The following is a 17,098-nucleotide window of genomic DNA, read 5'->3' as shown; positions in this document are numbered from 1 at the left end:
GATTTACTTGTCTAGCTTGCATCCTATTGTTCTTTGTTTCCAGTAGTAGTTTTTCATATCCGGCCATGTCACTTAACATCAGTTTTGAATCTGACATTTCTCTTGAGGAAGATAGCTCTTACGATAGCAGCGTGATTTCGCAGGAAGAAATTGCTGAGTCTGACGCTGAACTTGCACAGCAGCGCGATCTGGATACCCAGGTTTTGGATGAAGCATTAGATGCTATTAATCCTGATGTTTCAGAAGCGGATCATCTAAACACTGATAATCAGGTATCACTGGATGATATGCTTGAAGCTGTTGCCGAGAACGAAAACACAACTGAAAATGAAAAAACTCTGGAGATAGAAAACAGTAATGTACCACTTGCAGATGAAGCTAAGGTCACCTTTTCAAGAGATGACTGGAAGATAATGCTTGTAAATAAACAGCATCCATTTCCTGAAGACTACAGTTTTCCGTTGGGCACAATAAGCGGCAGTATGAGATGCGATGAGAGAATCATCCAGCCTCTTCTTGATATGATGAAGGCTGCAAGGCAGGATGGTGTTTCACTCATAATCTGCTCACCTTATCGTGACAGAGACAGGCAGACTATGCTCTTTAATAATAAGATTGATAGGTATATGGAAGCCGGTATGTCATATATGGATGCCTATAATCTTGCTTCTCAGGCAGTAACAGTTCCAGGTTCATCTGAACATCAGGTAGGGCTTGCAATTGATATTATCACAGATGGATATTCCAGCCTTGATGAGGGCTTTGGAAATACAGCAGCTGGAAAATGGCTCAAAGAAAACAGCTACAAATATGGCTTTATTTTAAGATATCCAGCTGGAAAAGAGGAAATCACCAGCATTGAGTTTGAACCATGGCACTTTAGATATGTGGGTGTTGACGCAGCGACGATTATGGCTCAAAATGATATGTGCCTTGAGGAGTTCTGGAACACTTATGTGGAGTGATCTTTTTGATCATTTGAAATGAGTATGAAAGGTCTTTGGGGGCAATTCTTTTGACCAGAGGTTATATATATTTATGTACAAAGTTTTAAAAAGAGATGGCAGTGCCAAAAGAGCTGAGTTTCAGACAGTTCATGGAACAATTCAGACACCGGTTTTTATGAACGTGGCAACTGTTGCAGCAATTAAGGGTGGTGTATCTACAGAAGACCTGGAGAGAATCGGAACTCAGGTCGTTCTTTCTAATACTTATCATTTGCATTTAAGACCAGGAGACGACGTTGTCTATCGAATGGGTGGACTGCACAAGTTCATGTCATGCAATAAGCCTATTCTTACAGATTCCGGCGGATTCCAGGTCTTTTCTCTTGCCAAGACCAGACGAATAAAAGAGGAAGGCGTTTATTTCCATTCACATATCGATGGTCACAAGCTGTTTATGGGACCTGAAGAGAGTATGCGTATTCAGTCACACCTTGGCTCGACAATTGCAATGGCATTTGATGAGTGCCCATCTGCCAAGGCAGAGCATGAGTATGTTCAGATGTCAGTAGACAGAACAACAAGATGGCTTGAGAGATGTAAGAGAGAAATGGATAGGCTTAATGGCCTGGAATATACAGTTAACAGGAATCAGCTTCTTTTTGGAATCAATCAGGGGGCTATATTTGATGATATCAGAATAGAACATGCCAAGAGGATCAGTGATATGGATCTTGATGGGTATGCTGTTGGTGGTCTTGCTGTAGGTGAGACTCATGAAGAAATGTATCATGTCCTTGAGACAGTAGTTCCTTACCTGCCTATTGAGAAACCCACATATCTTATGGGTGTAGGAACTCCGGCAAACATTTTGGAGGCTGTTGAAAGAGGCGTTGATTTCTTTGATTGCGTGTATCCTAGCAGAAACGGAAGACATGGCCATCTTTATACTAACAGAGGGCACATCAATCTTTTGAATGCCAGGTACGAGCTTGATGAAACACCTATCGAAGAGGGATGCCAGTGTCCTGCCTGCAGGCGCTATAGTAAGGCCTATATCCGTCATCTTCTTAAATCTGGAGAAATGCTGGGGCTTCGCTTATGCGTACTTCATAATCTCTATTTCTATAATCACATGATGGAAGAAATCCGTGATGCTATAGATAATGGCAGATTCCAGGAGTACAAGAGAAATAAGCTTGCCGGAATGCAGGAGTTTGACAGCTTGCAGAACAAGGAATATGCCAATATTGACAAGAACTGGAGAAAGGGTTAAAGCTTATACTTGAATTTCCATTTAGATTTTAGTAATATTGACTAGTATTTTATTTTATAAAGTTTTTTTGGAGGATTTTTATGGGATTATTATTGACTGCAGATTCTGCTGCACAGGGTAACATGCTTGTAATCGTTGCAATTTATGCTGTTTTATTCGGATTTTTATATTTTGTTATGATCCGTCCACAGAGGAAGGAACAGAAACAGAAGGCACAGACACTTGCTTCACTTGCAGTAGGTGATAGTGTTAGAACAACTGGTGGTTTCGTTGGTGTTATTCTTGATATCACTGATGACATGGTAATTGTTGAGTTTGGCAACAACAAGAACTGCCGTATTCCTATGTACAAGGAAGCCATTGTTGAGGTTGAGAAGCCTGAGGATGCTATAGCAACAGAGTCTTCTGACAAGGATTCTAAGAAGGAATCCAAGAAGAAATAATTGTTATGCTTAATTTTAGCCTGATTGGCACGCGCTACGGCCAATCAGGTTTTTATTTAACATAGCACTGTCACGCGTTAAAATAATGACGTGTAAAAATATCAGGAGGAGTAAGACATGAAAATGAAAGTGACTTGTATTCCGGGGGATGGAATCGGACCTGAAATCGTTACAGAGGCCAAGAAGGTTCTTAAAAAGGTTTCAATGGTTTTTGAACATGAAATAGAATTCACTGATGTACTTATGGGGGGATGCTCCATAGATGCTGTGGGCGTTCCGCTTACAGATGAGACGATTGAGATCTGCAGAGCAGCAGATGCTGTACTTATGGGCTCTATTGGAGGAAATACATCTACTTCTCCCTGGTATAAGCTTGATCCCTCGCTTAGACCAGAGGCAGGACTTTTAAAGCTTCGTAAATCCCTTAATCTTTTTGCTAATCTCAGACCAGCTTATCTTTATCCAGAGCTCAAGGATGCCTGCCCATTAAAAGAGGCTACAGGTGAAAAGGGCTTTGACATGCTGATCATGAGAGAGCTTACTGGTGGTCTATATTTTGGCGAGAGAAATACAAAAGAAGTAGATGGAGAGCTGGTTGCGACTGATACTCTTGTTTACAGGGAATCTGAGATAAGACGTATTGCTATAAGAGCCTTTGATGTTGCCAGAAAGCGCAGAAAAAGCGTAACTAGTGTTGATAAAGCCAATGTTCTTGATTCTTCAAGACTTTGGAGAAAAGTTGTAGAGGAAGTTGCGCAGGATTATCCTGATGTAAGACTTGAACATATGCTGGTTGATAACTGCGCTATGCAGCTTGTTAAGGATCCTTCCCAGTTTGATGTGGTCCTTACTGAAAATATGTTTGGTGATATTTTATCAGATGAAGCTAGTATGATAACAGGGTCAATTGGTATGTTGTCCAGCGCTTCTTTGAACGACACGAGTTTTGGCCTTTATGAGCCGAGCCATGGAAGTGCTCCTGATATTGCAGGAATGAATATTGCTAATCCGATAGCTACAATCCTTTCTGCAGCTATGATGCTTCGGTATACATTTAATCTTGATAAAGAAGCAGATTCTATTGAAAAAGCTGTTAAAAAAGTTTTAGAGGATGGTTTCAGAACAGTTGACATCATGCCTAAGGGGCAGGAAGATAGATTTACAAAAACTTCCTGTACTGAGATGGGAGATTTAATTGCAGAGAGAATTACTAATTGCTAAAACTGAAAAGAAAATATATGATGTTTTGCCTCATGAACCAGAGACAATGGCCACAACACTATTTGTTATTGGTATGGCTGCCTACTACATGTGGAGGATGTTTGTCATAACACCTCAGCATGAGGAACTTGTGACTTTTTATCATTTCATTAGTAATGGGCCTTTATATTCTGCCCTGAACTGGCCATCACCCAATAATCATATTGGCTATTCGGTTCTTGCCTCTGTCATGAATTATTTTGGTAACAACTACATAGGTCTTAGAGGAATATCCTATATATGCGCTGTCAGCAATCTTATACTGGTGTACAGGATATGCAAGAAATTCTTTGCCCATGCCCTTCCCTTTGCGGCAGTTGTTCTTTATGCCTCTATGCAGGTAGTAAATGAATATAGCATTCAGGGGAGAGGATATACCCTTGCTACGTTTTGCTTTTTGCTTGCTGTGTATGCTGCAACTGATATGTGCAGAGCTGTTGAGGCTAGAAATTACAGGTATATTACTTTTATCATTTGCATCATATACGGAGTTTACACGACCCCAAGCAGCATTTATTGGGCGGTTCCTGTTTGTCTGACTACTGTAGTATTTCTTTTTATTAATGGTTTCAGAAGCAGGAAGTTTTTTGAAAGTGATGCTGAGAACATTTATTTTAAAAAGTTAAACAGTGTTATTACAGCTATTGGTGTAAGCTTTTTTGGAACTCTTATCCTATATACGATCATATGGTTTATGGTTGGCGCTAAGAGGCTTGTAGGGGACAGCAGGTCAGCTTTTTATGAAACATCAGATGGTCTGGTGCTTCTTAGAAATCCCATTAAGGCGCTCGGAACTGGTATGAGTTTTATGTATATGCAAAGACAACAGGACTACGGCAGGGTAGATCTTTTTAAAGAACAGTTTCTATCCTGGATAGTTGATCTTTTAAACTATATGTTGCCTGGATTCTGGGTAGTCTTATTGATATTTTTGGTAAGTGGCGTAGCTATAATGATCGCTGAGTGCATAAGGCATTTTGAATATAGCAGGACTGTAGTTAATCTTATGGCCATTATCAATATCTTTTTCGTGGTCCTTGTGCTAATAGCGACTCACAATTTGCCATCACTACGTGGCTTTGGATATGGCTCTTTTTTTATGACGCTTTGTGTTATATCCTGCTTTGAGAAACTGATTAATGTCACAATAAGATTTTATAACAGAGCCGTAAGTGGAAAAGGCCTATTTGTCAAACACTCTGAGAAACACAATGAGACAGAAAATGTCACCAGGACAGGCAAGTGGTATGATGGGCTTGGAGTATATACTCCTGTTGTCGTCATAATGCTGCTTTTTATTGCGAGACTTTTTGGAAGTACCTTTAATTCTCAAGTTGGCATTAGGGAAAATGATATTTTTAACACTATGTATATTGCAAACATTTCAGCTAAAAAGACGCCTTGCGTTCTTGACGAAGACCAGGAGTATCTTCTTAAATTTGGCTTTGATCTGGAATGTGATAAAAGAGATGTGACAGGGGCTGATGTTGTGATTCTTGACAGGAACATGATGGAAGAGGGCTATAGCGGCCAGTACCTTTCAAGATTTTATCAGACCTATGAGACTATAGACTGGGAATATCTTAGTACTATGCACATTCAATATGAAAATGATTCTATTATTTTATATACTAAGTAAAAAGGAGATTTGAGTTATGGGAAGGAACAGTGAACGAGTTTTTGAAGGCATTCAACAGGCACCTCACAGGAGCTTATTTAACGCTCTTGGATTTACTGAAGAAGAGAGAAGAAAACCACTTATTGGTATTGTGAGTTCATATAATGAGATTATTCCAGGACATATGAATCTTGATAAGATCACAGATGCTGTTAAGCTTGCAGTAGCGGAAACTGGCGGAATGCCTGTGGTTGTTCCTGCCATAGCAGTATGCGACGGAATTGCTATGGGACACGTTGGAATGAAGTATTCCCTTGTTACCAGAGATCTTATTGCGGATAGTACTGAATGTCTTGCCAAGGCGCATGCTTTTGATGGCATGGTCTGCATTCCAAACTGTGACAAGAACGTTCCTGGACTTTTGATGGCAGCTGCCAGAGTTAACATCCCTACAGTTTTTGTATCAGGTGGCCCTATGATGGCTGGAAGAGTTGACGGACATAAGACATCTCTTTCATCTGTATTTGAGGCTGTTGGAAGTGCTACTGCCGGCAAGATTACATCTGAGAAACTCTGTGAATATGAGGAAAAGGCTTGCCCTACCTGCGGTTCATGTTCAGGTATGTATACAGCAAATTCCATGAACTGCCTTACAGAGACAATAGGCATGGGACTTCCTGGAAATGGAACTATCCCTGCTGTATATTCAGCCCGTATCAGACTTGCCAAGAAGGCAGGTTATGCCGTAATGAATCTTGTAGAAAAGAATATAAGGCCAAGAGATATCATGACTAAAGAGGCATTTATGAATGCTCTTGCAATGGATATGGCTCTTGGATGCTCAACAAATACTATGCTTCATCTTCCCGCTATTGCACATGAGGCAGGCGTTGAGCTTAATATGGAAATTGCTAACGAAGTATCTGCTAAGACTCCGAACCTTTGTCACCTTGCTCCTGCAGGTCCAACCTACATGGAAGACCTCAACGAGGCTGGTGGCGTACTGGCTGTTATGTCTGAGCTTGTTAAAAAGAACCTGCTCAATACAGATCTTTTAACTGTAACAGGTAAGACTATCAAGGAAAATCTTGAAGGTGTACATAACCTTAATCCTGAGGTTATCAGGCCTATTGAAAACCCATATATGCAGACAGGCGGAATTGCCGTGCTCAAGGGAAATATTGCTCCAGATACAGGAATAGTTAAAAAGAGTGCCGTTGCACCTGAAATGATGACACATGAAGGACCTGCAAGAGTATTCGATTGCGAAGAGGATGCTATTGCAGCTATACTTGGCGGCAAGATAAATGCTGGGGATGTTGTAGTTATCAGATATGAGGGACCTAAGGGTGGCCCTGGAATGAGAGAAATGCTCAATCCTACATCTGCTATAGCAGGTATGGGACTTGGTTCAACTGTTGCCCTTATTACAGATGGCCGTTTCTCGGGAGCAAGCAGAGGCGCTTCTATAGGACATGTATCTCCAGAAGCTGCTGTTGGCGGACCAATTGCTCTTATTGAGGAAGGAGATATCATAAGCATTGATATTCCTAACAATTCTCTTAACGTTAAGGTTTCTGATGAAGAACTTTTAAAGAGGAAAGAAAAATGGCAGCCACGTGAGCCTAAGGTTAAGGATGGTTATCTTGCAAGATACCGCGAACTTGTTACAAGTGGTAATCGCGGAGCTATTCTTGAAATACCTGGAAGGAAGTAATAAACTGGCAAGCTAGATGTGAATTTTTTATAAGAGGAGTATATGAAAATGCAGTTGACAGGATCTCAGATAGTTCTTGAATGTTTGAAAGAACAGGGTGTAGATACAATTTTTGGTTACCCTGGAGGAACTATTTTAAATATTTATGATGAGCTTTATAAGCAGGGAGATGATTTTCTCCATATTCTGACGAGTCATGAACAGGGAGCTGCTCATGCGGCAGACGGCTATGCCAGATCTACAGGCAAGGTTGGAGTATGCTTTGCTACAAGTGGACCGGGCTCAACCAACCTTGTGACAGGAATAGCCACAGCTTATATGGATTCAGTTCCTATTGTTGCAATTACCTGCAATGTTAATCTTCCCCTTCTTGGCAAGGACTCTTTCCAGGAGGTAGATATTGCTGGAATTACAATGCCTATAACCAAGCATGGCTATATTGTTAAAGATATCAAGGAGCTGGCAGATACTATTCGCAAGGCCTTTAAGATTGCTAAATCCGGAAGGCCAGGACCTGTTATCGTTGACATAACCAAGGATGTCACAGCAAAGAGCTGCGACTTCAGACCAGTTGTGATCGCAGAGGAAGAGCCTGTAAAGACCTTTAAGAGCGATGACATAAATACTGCTATAAAGATGATCAAAGCCTCTAAGAGGCCATTTATCTATGTTGGCGGAGGAGCCGTTATATCTGGAGCTTCAGATGAACTTAGGAAATTTGCTGAACTAGTAGAGGCGCCTGTTTGTGACACACTTATGGGAAAGGGTGCTTTTGACGGTACTAATAAGCTTTATACAGGCATGATTGGTATGCATGGAACAAAGGCATCTAACTTTGGCGTTAGCGAGTGCGACCTTCTTCTAACCCTTGGAGCAAGATTCTCAGACAGAGTTACAGGAAACGCCAAGACCTTTGCTTCTAAGGCCAAGATCCTTCAGATTGATGTTGATGCGGCTGAGATTAACAAAAATATACGTGTTAACTACGCAATTGTTGGAGATTTAAAACTGGTACTAAGCGCCATAAATGCTAAACTCGAGAAACAAGAACACGAGGATTGGCTAAAAAAGATTTCTGATTATAAAAAGAAATTCCCTCTCTCCTACGATGATGGTAAGCTTACATGTCCATATATCGTGGAGGAACTTGATAAACTGACCGAGGATGATGCGATAATAACTACAGATGTAGGACAGCATCAGATGTGGGCTGCACAGTACTACAAATTTAGGAACCCTAGAACATTTCTTACTTCTGGCGGCCTTGGTACAATGGGATACGGACTTGGTGCCTGTATTGGGGCCAAGGTTGGTAACCCGGACAAACAGGTTATCAATATTGCCGGAGATGGCTGCTTTAGAATGAATATGAACGAGCTTGCAACAGCCTCAAGATATAACCTTCCTATCATAGAGATTGTGATCAACAACAGTGTTCTTGGTATGGTAAGACAGTGGCAGACACTTTTTTACGAGCAGCATTATTCTCAGACAGTGTTTAAAGATAAGGTTGACTACTGTAAAGTGGCAGAAGGCCTTGGATGTTTGGCAATCCGTGTAACCAAGAAGTCTGAGGTTGTGCCTGCACTTAAAAAGGCGTTAAAATCAAAAGTGCCAGTTCTTATTGACTGCATCATTGAAGAGGATGACAAGGTATTTCCTATGGTTCCAGCAGGAGCATCTATCAGCGAAGCTTTTGATGAAAAGGACCTTACTGGCAAAAAGTAATTATAAGAAGTATACTAATAACTGCAGCAGAATTATTCGTTATCCAGAATATGCTGCAGTTATTTAGTGGGGAAAAGGGAGATATGAAAAAAAGAAGACTGATTGGGGCGCTGATAGTTCCTTTCATAATTGGAATTGCCTGTGCGGTGTACATTTTTCTGGCTTATGCCTATAAAGATGTGTTCCCTGCATTTTTATGGGTAAATGGAGTCTATTGTACAGGCAAAACTCCGGAAGAAGTCAATGACATTCTCATAGCTCAGGATGAATATTCTGGTATTATCCTGATGGATATATCTGGAGAGAGCCTATATATCAGGGCTGAAGACATTGATTATGAGCACTCGTATTTGCAGAATTTAGTGAGACTTCAGAAAACTAGGGGAGGAATCTATTGGGGGAAATTTCTATTTAGACCAACCCATGTAAAAGAGCTTTCTTTTTGCAAGTATGATGAGACAAAAGTAGATAAGGCCATTGATGACTGGGATGTATTAAAAGATACAGATGATGGTGGTGCTAAGATTACACTTGGGGAAAATGGTTATGAATTTGAACCCAAGGGCTGTATTAAGCCCAATATGGATGAAATAAAAGGCGTTACCTACAATGGCCTTTTAAATCTTTCAAAGGTGGTAGATTTATCTACAGCCAAGACTTATGTAGGTGGAGGCTGTTATGTAAAATACACAGAAACAGAACAAGAGAAGCAGACTGGTCAGTTTTTTGAAAAAATCAAAGAACTTCAGAATAAGTCTTATACTCGTGATTTTCAGGGTAGTAAGGTTGAACTATCAAAAAAGGATATCAGTAGCTTTATTTTAACAGCAGCAGAGTTTGATGCAGAGGAATTTGATGATGTAACGGATGATATATATATTGTTAATGGAGAGCTATGTGGTAGAGATTATCTTGCTGGAAGAATCTTTGAATATAACGGTTTTATGGTGGATGATAATGGGGATCCTATCATTGTTGTTGACAGGCTTTTATCCTATGCGGAGGGTCTTTCGGATAAATATGATACTTCTTTCTTAATACAAAATTATCTAAATGGCGGCTCTGATGTTATCTTATATAACGAAAACAAGAAAAGCGGTGGCGTTTTAATTGATGCCGAAGCAGAGTTCGAGAATTTAAAAGCTCTATTTACAGACTCTTCTTACGATAAGGAAAGCCACAAAGATTTATCAAAAGTAGAGAATCTTAAGTGGGACTTTGCTTCTGATAAGCTTGGAAAGACCTTTATTGAAGTAGACATGGGACAGCAGCATCTGTATTATTACGTAAATGGAGAACTTTCCATGGATATGCCTGTTGTTACAGGAAATATTAACAGGGGAAGAGGAACACCTACAGGATTTTTTGAAGTTTATAATAAACGCTATCATACAAATCTTGTTGGGGTAGATTATGTTTCCTATGTAAATTATTGGCTGGGAGTTAATAAAGGAGTTGGCATTCATGATGCAACCTGGCGCAAAAAATTTGGAGAAGAAATATACAAAAAAGATGGATCTCACGGATGTATAAATTGCCCGCTGGAAAGCGTTGAAAAGCTGTGGGAAGTCTGTGAAGTAGGAACTCCAGTTATGCTTCATTACTAATATTTAGAGGCTTAAAAATACCGAAATGTTAAGATTTAAAATCTTTCCATTTCGGTATTTTTTTGGAATAAAAAATTTAATAACATTAATTATTGAATAACGTTCTTGACATTTTTACTTTCGCACTTTAAAGTAGTTTCAAAGGAAAATTTATCGATTTAAACGAGAAAAGTATTTATTCGATAAAACGTAATAACAGGAGGAGTTAGAAATGTCTAGAGTTTACAATTTTTCAGCAGGACCAGCAGTTTTACCAGAAGAAGTATTGAAACAGGCCGCAGCAGAAATGCTTGATTACAACGGATGCGGCATGTCTATTAACGAGATGAGCCACAGATCTAAGACTTTTGATAACGTAATTCAGACAGCAGAAGCTGACATTAGAGAACTTATGAATATTCCTGATAATTACAAGGTTCTCTTTTTACAAGGCGGTGCAAGTCAGCAGTTTGCAGCTATTCCTCTGAATCTTATGAAGAATAAAAAGGCAGCTTATATAATCACTGGTCAGTGGGCCAAGAAGGCATATCAGGAGGCTCAGAAGTACGGCGAGGCAATTGAGGTTGCATCCAGTGCAGACAAGACCTTTTCATATATTCCAGATTGTTCTGATTTGGATATCCCAGAAGATGCAGATTATGTCTATATCTGCGAGAATAACACAATTTACGGAACTAAATTCAAGACCCTTCCAAACACAAAGGGACATATCCTTGTTTCTGATGTATCATCATGTTTTTTGTCTGAACCGGTAGATGTAACTAAGTACGGCGTTATATATGGCGGAGTTCAGAAAAACGTTGGACCTGCGGGCCTTGTTATCAGTATTATCAGAGAAGACCTTATTACAGATGATGTTCCATCTTATACACCAACAATGCTGAAGTGGAAGACTCAGGCTGACAACGGATCTTTGTACAACACTCCTAACTGCTGGAGTATTTACATGTGCGGACTTGTATTTAAGTGGCTTAAACAGCAAGGTGGCCTGTCAGAGATGAAGAAGAGAAATGAAGCTAAGGCCAAAATTCTCTATGATTATCTTGATCAGAGCAAGATGTTCAAAGGAACTGTAAGAAAAGAGGACAGATCACTTATGAATGTTCCATTCATTACAGATTCTGAAGAACTAAATGCTAAGTTTATTGCAGAGGCTACAAAGGCAGGTTTTGTTAGTCTTAAGGGTCACAGAACTGTTGGCGGAATGAGAGCAAGTATCTACAATGCAATGCCGCAGGAAGGCGTAGAGAAGCTTGTTCAGTTCATGGATAAGTTTGAAAGAGAAAACTAATAATAAAATGATAAATTGATAAGATAGAAGGGGGTTAAAGAAATGTACAAATATAAATGTATGAATCCAATCGCCAAGATTGGTCTTAATAATTTCACTGATCAGTATGAAGCAGTTGACAACGTTGATGATGCTGAAGGAATCCTTGTTAGAAGCGCAAATATGCTTGAGATGGACTTTTCTGATAAGCTTCTTGCAATAGCAAGGGCAGGAGCTGGAGTTAACAATATTCCGCTGGACGCCTGTGCCAAGAGAGGAATTGTAGTTTTTAACACTCCTGGAGCAAATGCAAACGGGGTAAAAGAGATGGTGCTTGCAGCAATGCTCATTGCAAGCCGTGACATCATCGGTGGAACTGAGTGGGTCAAGGCTAATGCCGGAGACCCAGATATTGCCAAGCTTACAGAGAAGAGCAAAAAGAAGTTTGCCGGAACAGAAATTTTTGGCAAGAAGCTTGGTATCATTGGACTTGGCGCTATAGGAGTTAGAGTTGCAAACGCTGCTAGACAGCTTGGTATGGAAGTTTACGGTTATGATCCATACCTTTCAATCGATGCTGCATGGAGACTTTCTTCTGATGTCAAGCACGTAACAAATGTAGATGACATCTATTCAAAATGCGATATCATCACAATCCACGTGCCTGCGCTTGATTCCACCAAAGGAATGATTGATGCAAATGCAATTGCCAAGATGAAAAAGGGCGTTATCATCATAAATCTTGCGAGAGACATACTGTGCAATGAGGTTGATATTCTTGCAGGCATCAATTCAGGTAAGATTCGTAAATATGTAACGGATTTCCCAAACCCTGTTACTGCAGGGCATGATGGCTGTATTGTAATTCCACATCTTGGAGCAAGTACAGAGGAATCTGAGGATAATTGCGCAGTTAAGGCTGTATTGGAACTCAAAGATTATCTTGAAAATGGAAATATCAATAATTCTGTGAATCTTCCAAACTGCGATATGGGAGTATGCATGGGACCTCGTCTTGCTATATTCCACAAAAACGTGGCAAATATGATCAGTCAGTTTACTACTTTCCTTGGAAATGCAGGATATAACATCAAGGATATGTCCAACAAGTCAAGAGGAGACTATGCATATACTCTTATAGACCTTGAGGATGAGATAGAGGATGCAATAGTAAGTAAGATTGAAAAAATTGATGACGTCATCAGAGTCAGAATCGTTCGAAAAGACGTCTGAAACATACTGTTTATGCTATAATAGGCGGGTGGGAAACTTTTCCCGCCCGTTTATTTCGTAAGAGACGTAAGATTTGTAGTGTAAAAGTTGTTGGAGGAAATATGGCAGATATAAAACCTTTTAAAGCATACAGACCAAGTAAGGAGATGGCACAAATAGTGGCGTCGCTTCCCTATGATGTATTTAGTAGGAGCGAAGCATATGAGAAGGTGCAGAGAGAACCAGATTCTTTTCTTGCTATCGATAGACCGGAGACACAATTACCAATAGAACAGGATATGTATGCTCAGGAAGTATATGACAAGGCAAGGCAGATGCTTGATGAAAAGATTCAGGAAGGGGTTTTTATCCAGGATGAGAAGCCTTGCTACTATATATACGAACAAACCATGAATGGAAGGACACAGACAGGAATTGTTGCCTGCGCTTCTATCGATGATTATATGAATAATGTAATAAAAAAGCATGAAAACACGAGGCAGGACAAGGAAAAGGACAGGATAAACCATGTTTATACCTGCGAGGCACAGACAGGCCCAATCTTTTTGTGCTATAGGAAAAATCGCCTTATTTCAGATCTTGTAGAGAAGGTAAAAGAGGTAGATGAGCCAGTATACGACTTCGTATCTGAGGATGGGGTCAGAAATCGTATATTTATCATTGATGACCTTGAGGAGACAGAGACAATCTGTAGAGTGTTTACGAATATAGATTCTATCTATATTGCAGATGGTCACCACCGCTGCGCATCAGCAGTTAAGGTGGGCCTTATGAAAAGAAAAAAACTTGAAGGAAAAGTCAAGGGAAGGCTTCAGTCAGATTACTTTTTATCAGTTCTTTTTCCTGATGATGAGCTTATGATCATGGATTATAACCGTGTGATCAAGGATCTAAACGGTCTTTCTATAGATGAATTTTTGGGCAGATTATCAGAAAAGTTTGATATTGAGGAGGCTGAGGATAAAGTCAAACCCAAAAAGAAAGGGGAATTTGGACTTTTTATTGATGAAAAGTGGTACAGGTTAAATGCAAAAGACATTATTAAAAACAATGATCCTGTCCAGGGACTTGACGTTTCTGTCTTGCAGAATGAGGTCCTTTCTCCGATTCTTGGGATAGGAGATCCCAGAACTGATAAGAGAATTGATTTTGTGGGCGGTATAAGAGGACTAGAAGAGCTTGAGCACAGGTGCAGGGAGGATATGAAGCTTGCCTTTTCTCTTTATCCTACGTCTATAAGCGAATTATTTGCTGTTGCAGATGAAAAAATGTTGATGCCACCTAAGTCCACCTGGTTTGAACCTAAGCTACTTAGTGGGTTATTTATTCATACAATACGTGGTATCATATAAGAGAAGTTTGAAAATTTTCATTTTGGAGGGGAATGCAGTGAACAACAAACTGTATAAAATGATGAACTGGCCCGAAATAGAGGAGATTATTTACTCAGATGGTGATAACCCTCACAGAATACTAGGGGCTCATAAGGTGGGAAACAGTTACCTGATTCAGGCTTTTTATCCTGATGCTGATTCTATAAAGGTCAGGGTAGAAAATACAAAAAAGGAATATGAGATGGAACTTGCTGATGAAGCAGGCTTTTTTGCAGTGATAATTCCTTACGTAGAAAAAATAAAGTATCGCTTTATCATAAAGGATTCTGAAGGCATAGAGACTGAAAAAGTTGATCCTTATGCCTTTGGACCACTTATGGATAGAGAAGATTTTATCAAGTTTGCCAGCGGCATTCACTATCATATATATGAAAAGCTTGGAGCACATCCTATGACCAGAGGGGGCGTAGATGGCACTGAGTTCGCAGTTTGGGCACCATCAGCAGCAAGAGTAAGTGTAATTGGAGATTTTAACAACTGGGATGGAAGAGTATGTCAGATGCACAGGCTTGATCCTATAGGCATTTTTGAAATATTTGTTCCTGGGGCTAAAGAGCTTGATGGTTACCAGTTCGAGATAAAGACTAGAAGTGGACTTGTCTATAAGCGTCCAGATCCCTTTGCTTTTGAATCAAAGGGCGAAAATGGTATGGTTTCTGTGATAAGGAACCTTAAGCAGATCAGCTGGACAGATGAGAAATGGCTTGCTGAGAGGACGAAGTTTGATCTTGATGAGGACGCTCTTTCAATCTGTGAAATATCTCTGGAAGCTTTTGTCGGCAGACATGGTGACAAGAATTCGATGGAGGTTGTCACTGCGGATATTCTTGAATATGTTCAGAACCATGGCTTTAATACAATTGAGCTTATGCCTATAATGAAGCATATTCCGGGACATTTCTACCACGTCATGAATTTCTTTGCTCTTGATGACAACAGTGGCAATGTTAATGATTTTATGAACTTTGTTAATGCCTGTCATAATGCAGGAATCAGAGTTGTTCTTGACTGGGTTCCAACCTTCTTCCCTAAGTCTTCCTGTGGACTGAGCGATTTTGATGGAAGAGCTTTGTTTGAGTATGAAGATCCAAGGATTGGTGTATCTCCAAAGGCTGGGGACCTTGTATTTGACTATGGAAGAAAAGAAGTTACCAATTTCCTTATTTCAAATGCCCTTTACTGGATTGAGAATTTCCATGTAGATGGCATCAGGACTTCTGATATTTCAAGGATCCTTTATCTTGATTATGACAGAAAACCTGGAGAGTGGCTCCCGAATATTTATGGCGGTAATGAGAACTTAGAGGCTCTCGAGTTTTTAAAACAGCTCAATCAGATAATTCACAAAAATAATCCTGGCGTTATAACTATTACCAAAGAGACAGCCTGCTGGCCTCAGCTTACTGAGGACGTGGACGAAGGTGGCCTTGGCTTTGATTTTAAATGGAACAATGGCTGGACAAGGGATTTTCTTTCTTATATGGAGAATGATCCACTCTTTAGAGGCGGACATCATGATGAACTTACCTTTAGCATAATCTATAGCTATACTGAGAGATTTGTGCTGGCAATCACCCATGAAGATGTTGAGAAGGGAATGGAAGGCCTGTATTATCTGATGCCGGGTGATTCCTCACAAAAGATGGCTAATTTAAGGCTTGCACTTTCCTATATGATGGTTCATCCTGGCCGCAAGCATCTATATATGGAGCCGGATGCTCTGACTGTTGACCAGTCTGTATTTGTAGAGAATCTATTGAGCAAACTTAATAAGTTATATTATAGTCATGATGCGCTTCATCAGCTTGATAGCTCAGATAGCGGTTTTGAGTGGATAAATGATATGGCTTCTGACCAGTGTATGGTTTCTTTTGCAAGAAAGAGCAGTAATGACAAGGAAACTCTTTTGGTAGTTGCCAATATGGCAGGCGTAGAAAGAGATTTTGAGATAGGTGTGCCTGAGGATGGAAGATATAGTGAAATCTTTAATAGCGATGATATATCCTATGGCGGAAGTGGCATTCTTAATTCTGGCAGAATAGAGGCCAGAAGAAAAGATATTGATGGTAGAAGCTATTGCATACAGGTCAGGATTGCTCCGGTTTCTCTTTCAATATTCAGCTATACTCCTTACACAGAGCAGGAGAAGAAAATCCGCGCTATCAAGGAGGAAGAAGAATTAAAGAAAGAAAAGGAAAGAGAAGAGGCGCTTGCAGCATTAAAAGAAAGACAGTCTCAGGAAGAGCAAAGACTTCTTGAGGAGCTTAAGCTCAAATATGAAAAAGAACTTGCTCAGCAGGAAAAGGCTATCGAAGAAAAATATGAAAAAATCGAAGAAGAGAGAATCTTTAGTATAGTTACTGATGAAGCTGTTAAAGGCCTTGAGAATGGCAAAAAGGCATCAAAGAAGAGTACAGTTACTACAAGAAAAGCTACTACAGCCAAGGCTCCTGTAAAAAAAGCTGCAACCAAAAAGGCTCAGACCAAGAAAGCTCAGACCAAGAAAAAAGATAAATAATTCTATAAATTCTATATTTAGTGGCCATAATTTTTTGTGGCCACTAAAATTTTGCATTGTAAATTGTTTTCAGCGAATGTATAATTAAAT

General features: G+C 39.9%; 12 protein-coding genes. All 12 read left to right on the top strand.

Annotation, left to right across the window (positions count from 1 at the left end):
- Positions 1 to 65: 65 nt before the first annotated feature.
- The 12 genes from BLO53_RS08730 (at position 66) to glgB (ending at position 17,008) form a co-directional block, all read left to right on the top strand.
- Positions 66 to 965 carry a M15 family metallopeptidase gene (locus tag BLO53_RS08730; protein ID WP_176757221.1) on the top strand — a complete coding sequence of 300 codons (900 nt, stop codon included), beginning with the start codon at positions 66 to 68 and terminating at the stop codon, positions 963 to 965.
- Positions 966 to 1,038: 73 nt separating this feature from the next.
- Positions 1,039 to 2,220 (top strand): tRNA guanosine(34) transglycosylase Tgt, encoded by a 1,182-nt coding sequence (gene tgt, locus BLO53_RS08725; RefSeq protein ID WP_176757220.1) that lies wholly within the window; start codon positions 1,039 to 1,041, stop codon positions 2,218 to 2,220.
- 122 nt (positions 2,221 to 2,342) lie between these two features.
- On the top strand, positions 2,343 to 2,663 hold the full coding sequence (yajC, locus tag BLO53_RS08720; RefSeq protein WP_442855797.1) for a preprotein translocase subunit YajC: 321 nt from the start codon (positions 2,343 to 2,345) through the stop codon (positions 2,661 to 2,663).
- 117 nt (positions 2,664 to 2,780) lie between these two features.
- Positions 2,781 to 3,884, top strand: a complete 1,104-nt coding sequence (gene leuB, locus BLO53_RS08715) for a 3-isopropylmalate dehydrogenase (RefSeq protein ID WP_092060616.1) — start codon at positions 2,781 to 2,783, stop codon at positions 3,882 to 3,884.
- A complete protein-coding gene (locus BLO53_RS08710; RefSeq protein WP_092060614.1) occupies positions 3,859 to 5,562 on the top strand; it encodes a glycosyltransferase family 39 protein in 1,704 nt (567 codons plus the stop codon). The genes leuB and BLO53_RS08710 overlap by 26 nt, the downstream gene beginning before the upstream one ends.
- A gap of 16 nt (positions 5,563 to 5,578) precedes the next feature.
- On the top strand, positions 5,579 to 7,258 hold the full coding sequence (gene ilvD, locus BLO53_RS08705; RefSeq protein ID WP_092060612.1) for a dihydroxy-acid dehydratase: 1,680 nt from the start codon (positions 5,579 to 5,581) through the stop codon (positions 7,256 to 7,258).
- A gap of 48 nt (positions 7,259 to 7,306) precedes the next feature.
- Positions 7,307 to 8,986 carry a biosynthetic-type acetolactate synthase large subunit gene (ilvB, locus tag BLO53_RS08700; RefSeq protein WP_092060791.1) on the top strand — a complete coding sequence of 560 codons (1,680 nt, stop codon included), beginning with the start codon at positions 7,307 to 7,309 and terminating at the stop codon, positions 8,984 to 8,986.
- 83 nt (positions 8,987 to 9,069) lie between these two features.
- Positions 9,070 to 10,593, top strand: coding sequence for a L,D-transpeptidase (locus BLO53_RS08695; RefSeq protein WP_176757219.1), 1,524 nt, complete (start codon positions 9,070 to 9,072; stop codon positions 10,591 to 10,593).
- Positions 10,594 to 10,804: 211 nt separating this feature from the next.
- Positions 10,805 to 11,884, top strand: a complete 1,080-nt coding sequence (gene serC, locus BLO53_RS08690; protein ID WP_026487696.1) for a 3-phosphoserine/phosphohydroxythreonine transaminase — start codon at positions 10,805 to 10,807, stop codon at positions 11,882 to 11,884.
- 42 nt (positions 11,885 to 11,926) lie between these two features.
- Positions 11,927 to 13,096 (top strand): phosphoglycerate dehydrogenase, encoded by a 1,170-nt coding sequence (locus BLO53_RS08685; protein ID WP_092060608.1) that lies wholly within the window; start codon positions 11,927 to 11,929, stop codon positions 13,094 to 13,096.
- Between the two features lie 101 nt (positions 13,097 to 13,197).
- The gene (locus BLO53_RS08680; protein WP_092060606.1) at positions 13,198 to 14,448 is read left to right on the top strand and encodes a DUF1015 domain-containing protein; all 1,251 of its coding nucleotides are present in this window, start codon (positions 13,198 to 13,200) and stop codon (positions 14,446 to 14,448) included.
- Between the two features lie 37 nt (positions 14,449 to 14,485).
- A complete protein-coding gene (gene glgB / locus BLO53_RS08675; RefSeq protein WP_092060604.1) occupies positions 14,486 to 17,008 on the top strand; it encodes a 1,4-alpha-glucan branching protein GlgB in 2,523 nt (840 codons plus the stop codon).
- Positions 17,009 to 17,098: the final 90 nt, after the last annotated feature.

The organism is Butyrivibrio sp. INlla14 (genome assembly GCF_900102515.1).
Lineage (GTDB): Bacteria > Bacillota > Clostridia > Lachnospirales > Lachnospiraceae > Butyrivibrio.
This window is presented reverse-complemented; position numbering and strand designations above follow the sequence as displayed.

What these genes read in the sequence shown, in the direction of transcription:
- BLO53_RS08730 (WP_176757221.1), top strand. Translation starts at nt 66, where the DNA reads ATGTCACTTAACATCAGTTTTGAATCTGACATTTCTCTTGAGGAAGAT.
- tgt (WP_176757220.1), top strand. Translation starts at nt 1,039, where the DNA reads ATGTACAAAGTTTTAAAAAGAGATGGCAGTGCCAAAAGAGCTGAGTTT.
- yajC (WP_442855797.1), top strand. Translation starts at nt 2,343, where the DNA reads ATGCTTGTAATCGTTGCAATTTATGCTGTTTTATTCGGATTTTTATAT.
- leuB (WP_092060616.1), top strand. Translation starts at nt 2,781, where the DNA reads ATGAAAATGAAAGTGACTTGTATTCCGGGGGATGGAATCGGACCTGAA.
- ilvD (WP_092060612.1), top strand. Translation starts at nt 5,579, where the DNA reads ATGGGAAGGAACAGTGAACGAGTTTTTGAAGGCATTCAACAGGCACCT.
- ilvB (WP_092060791.1), top strand. Translation starts at nt 7,307, where the DNA reads ATGCAGTTGACAGGATCTCAGATAGTTCTTGAATGTTTGAAAGAACAG.
- BLO53_RS08695 (WP_176757219.1), top strand. Translation starts at nt 9,070, where the DNA reads ATGAAAAAAAGAAGACTGATTGGGGCGCTGATAGTTCCTTTCATAATT.
- serC (WP_026487696.1), top strand. Translation starts at nt 10,805, where the DNA reads ATGTCTAGAGTTTACAATTTTTCAGCAGGACCAGCAGTTTTACCAGAA.
- BLO53_RS08685 (WP_092060608.1), top strand. Translation starts at nt 11,927, where the DNA reads ATGTACAAATATAAATGTATGAATCCAATCGCCAAGATTGGTCTTAAT.
- BLO53_RS08680 (WP_092060606.1), top strand. Translation starts at nt 13,198, where the DNA reads ATGGCAGATATAAAACCTTTTAAAGCATACAGACCAAGTAAGGAGATG.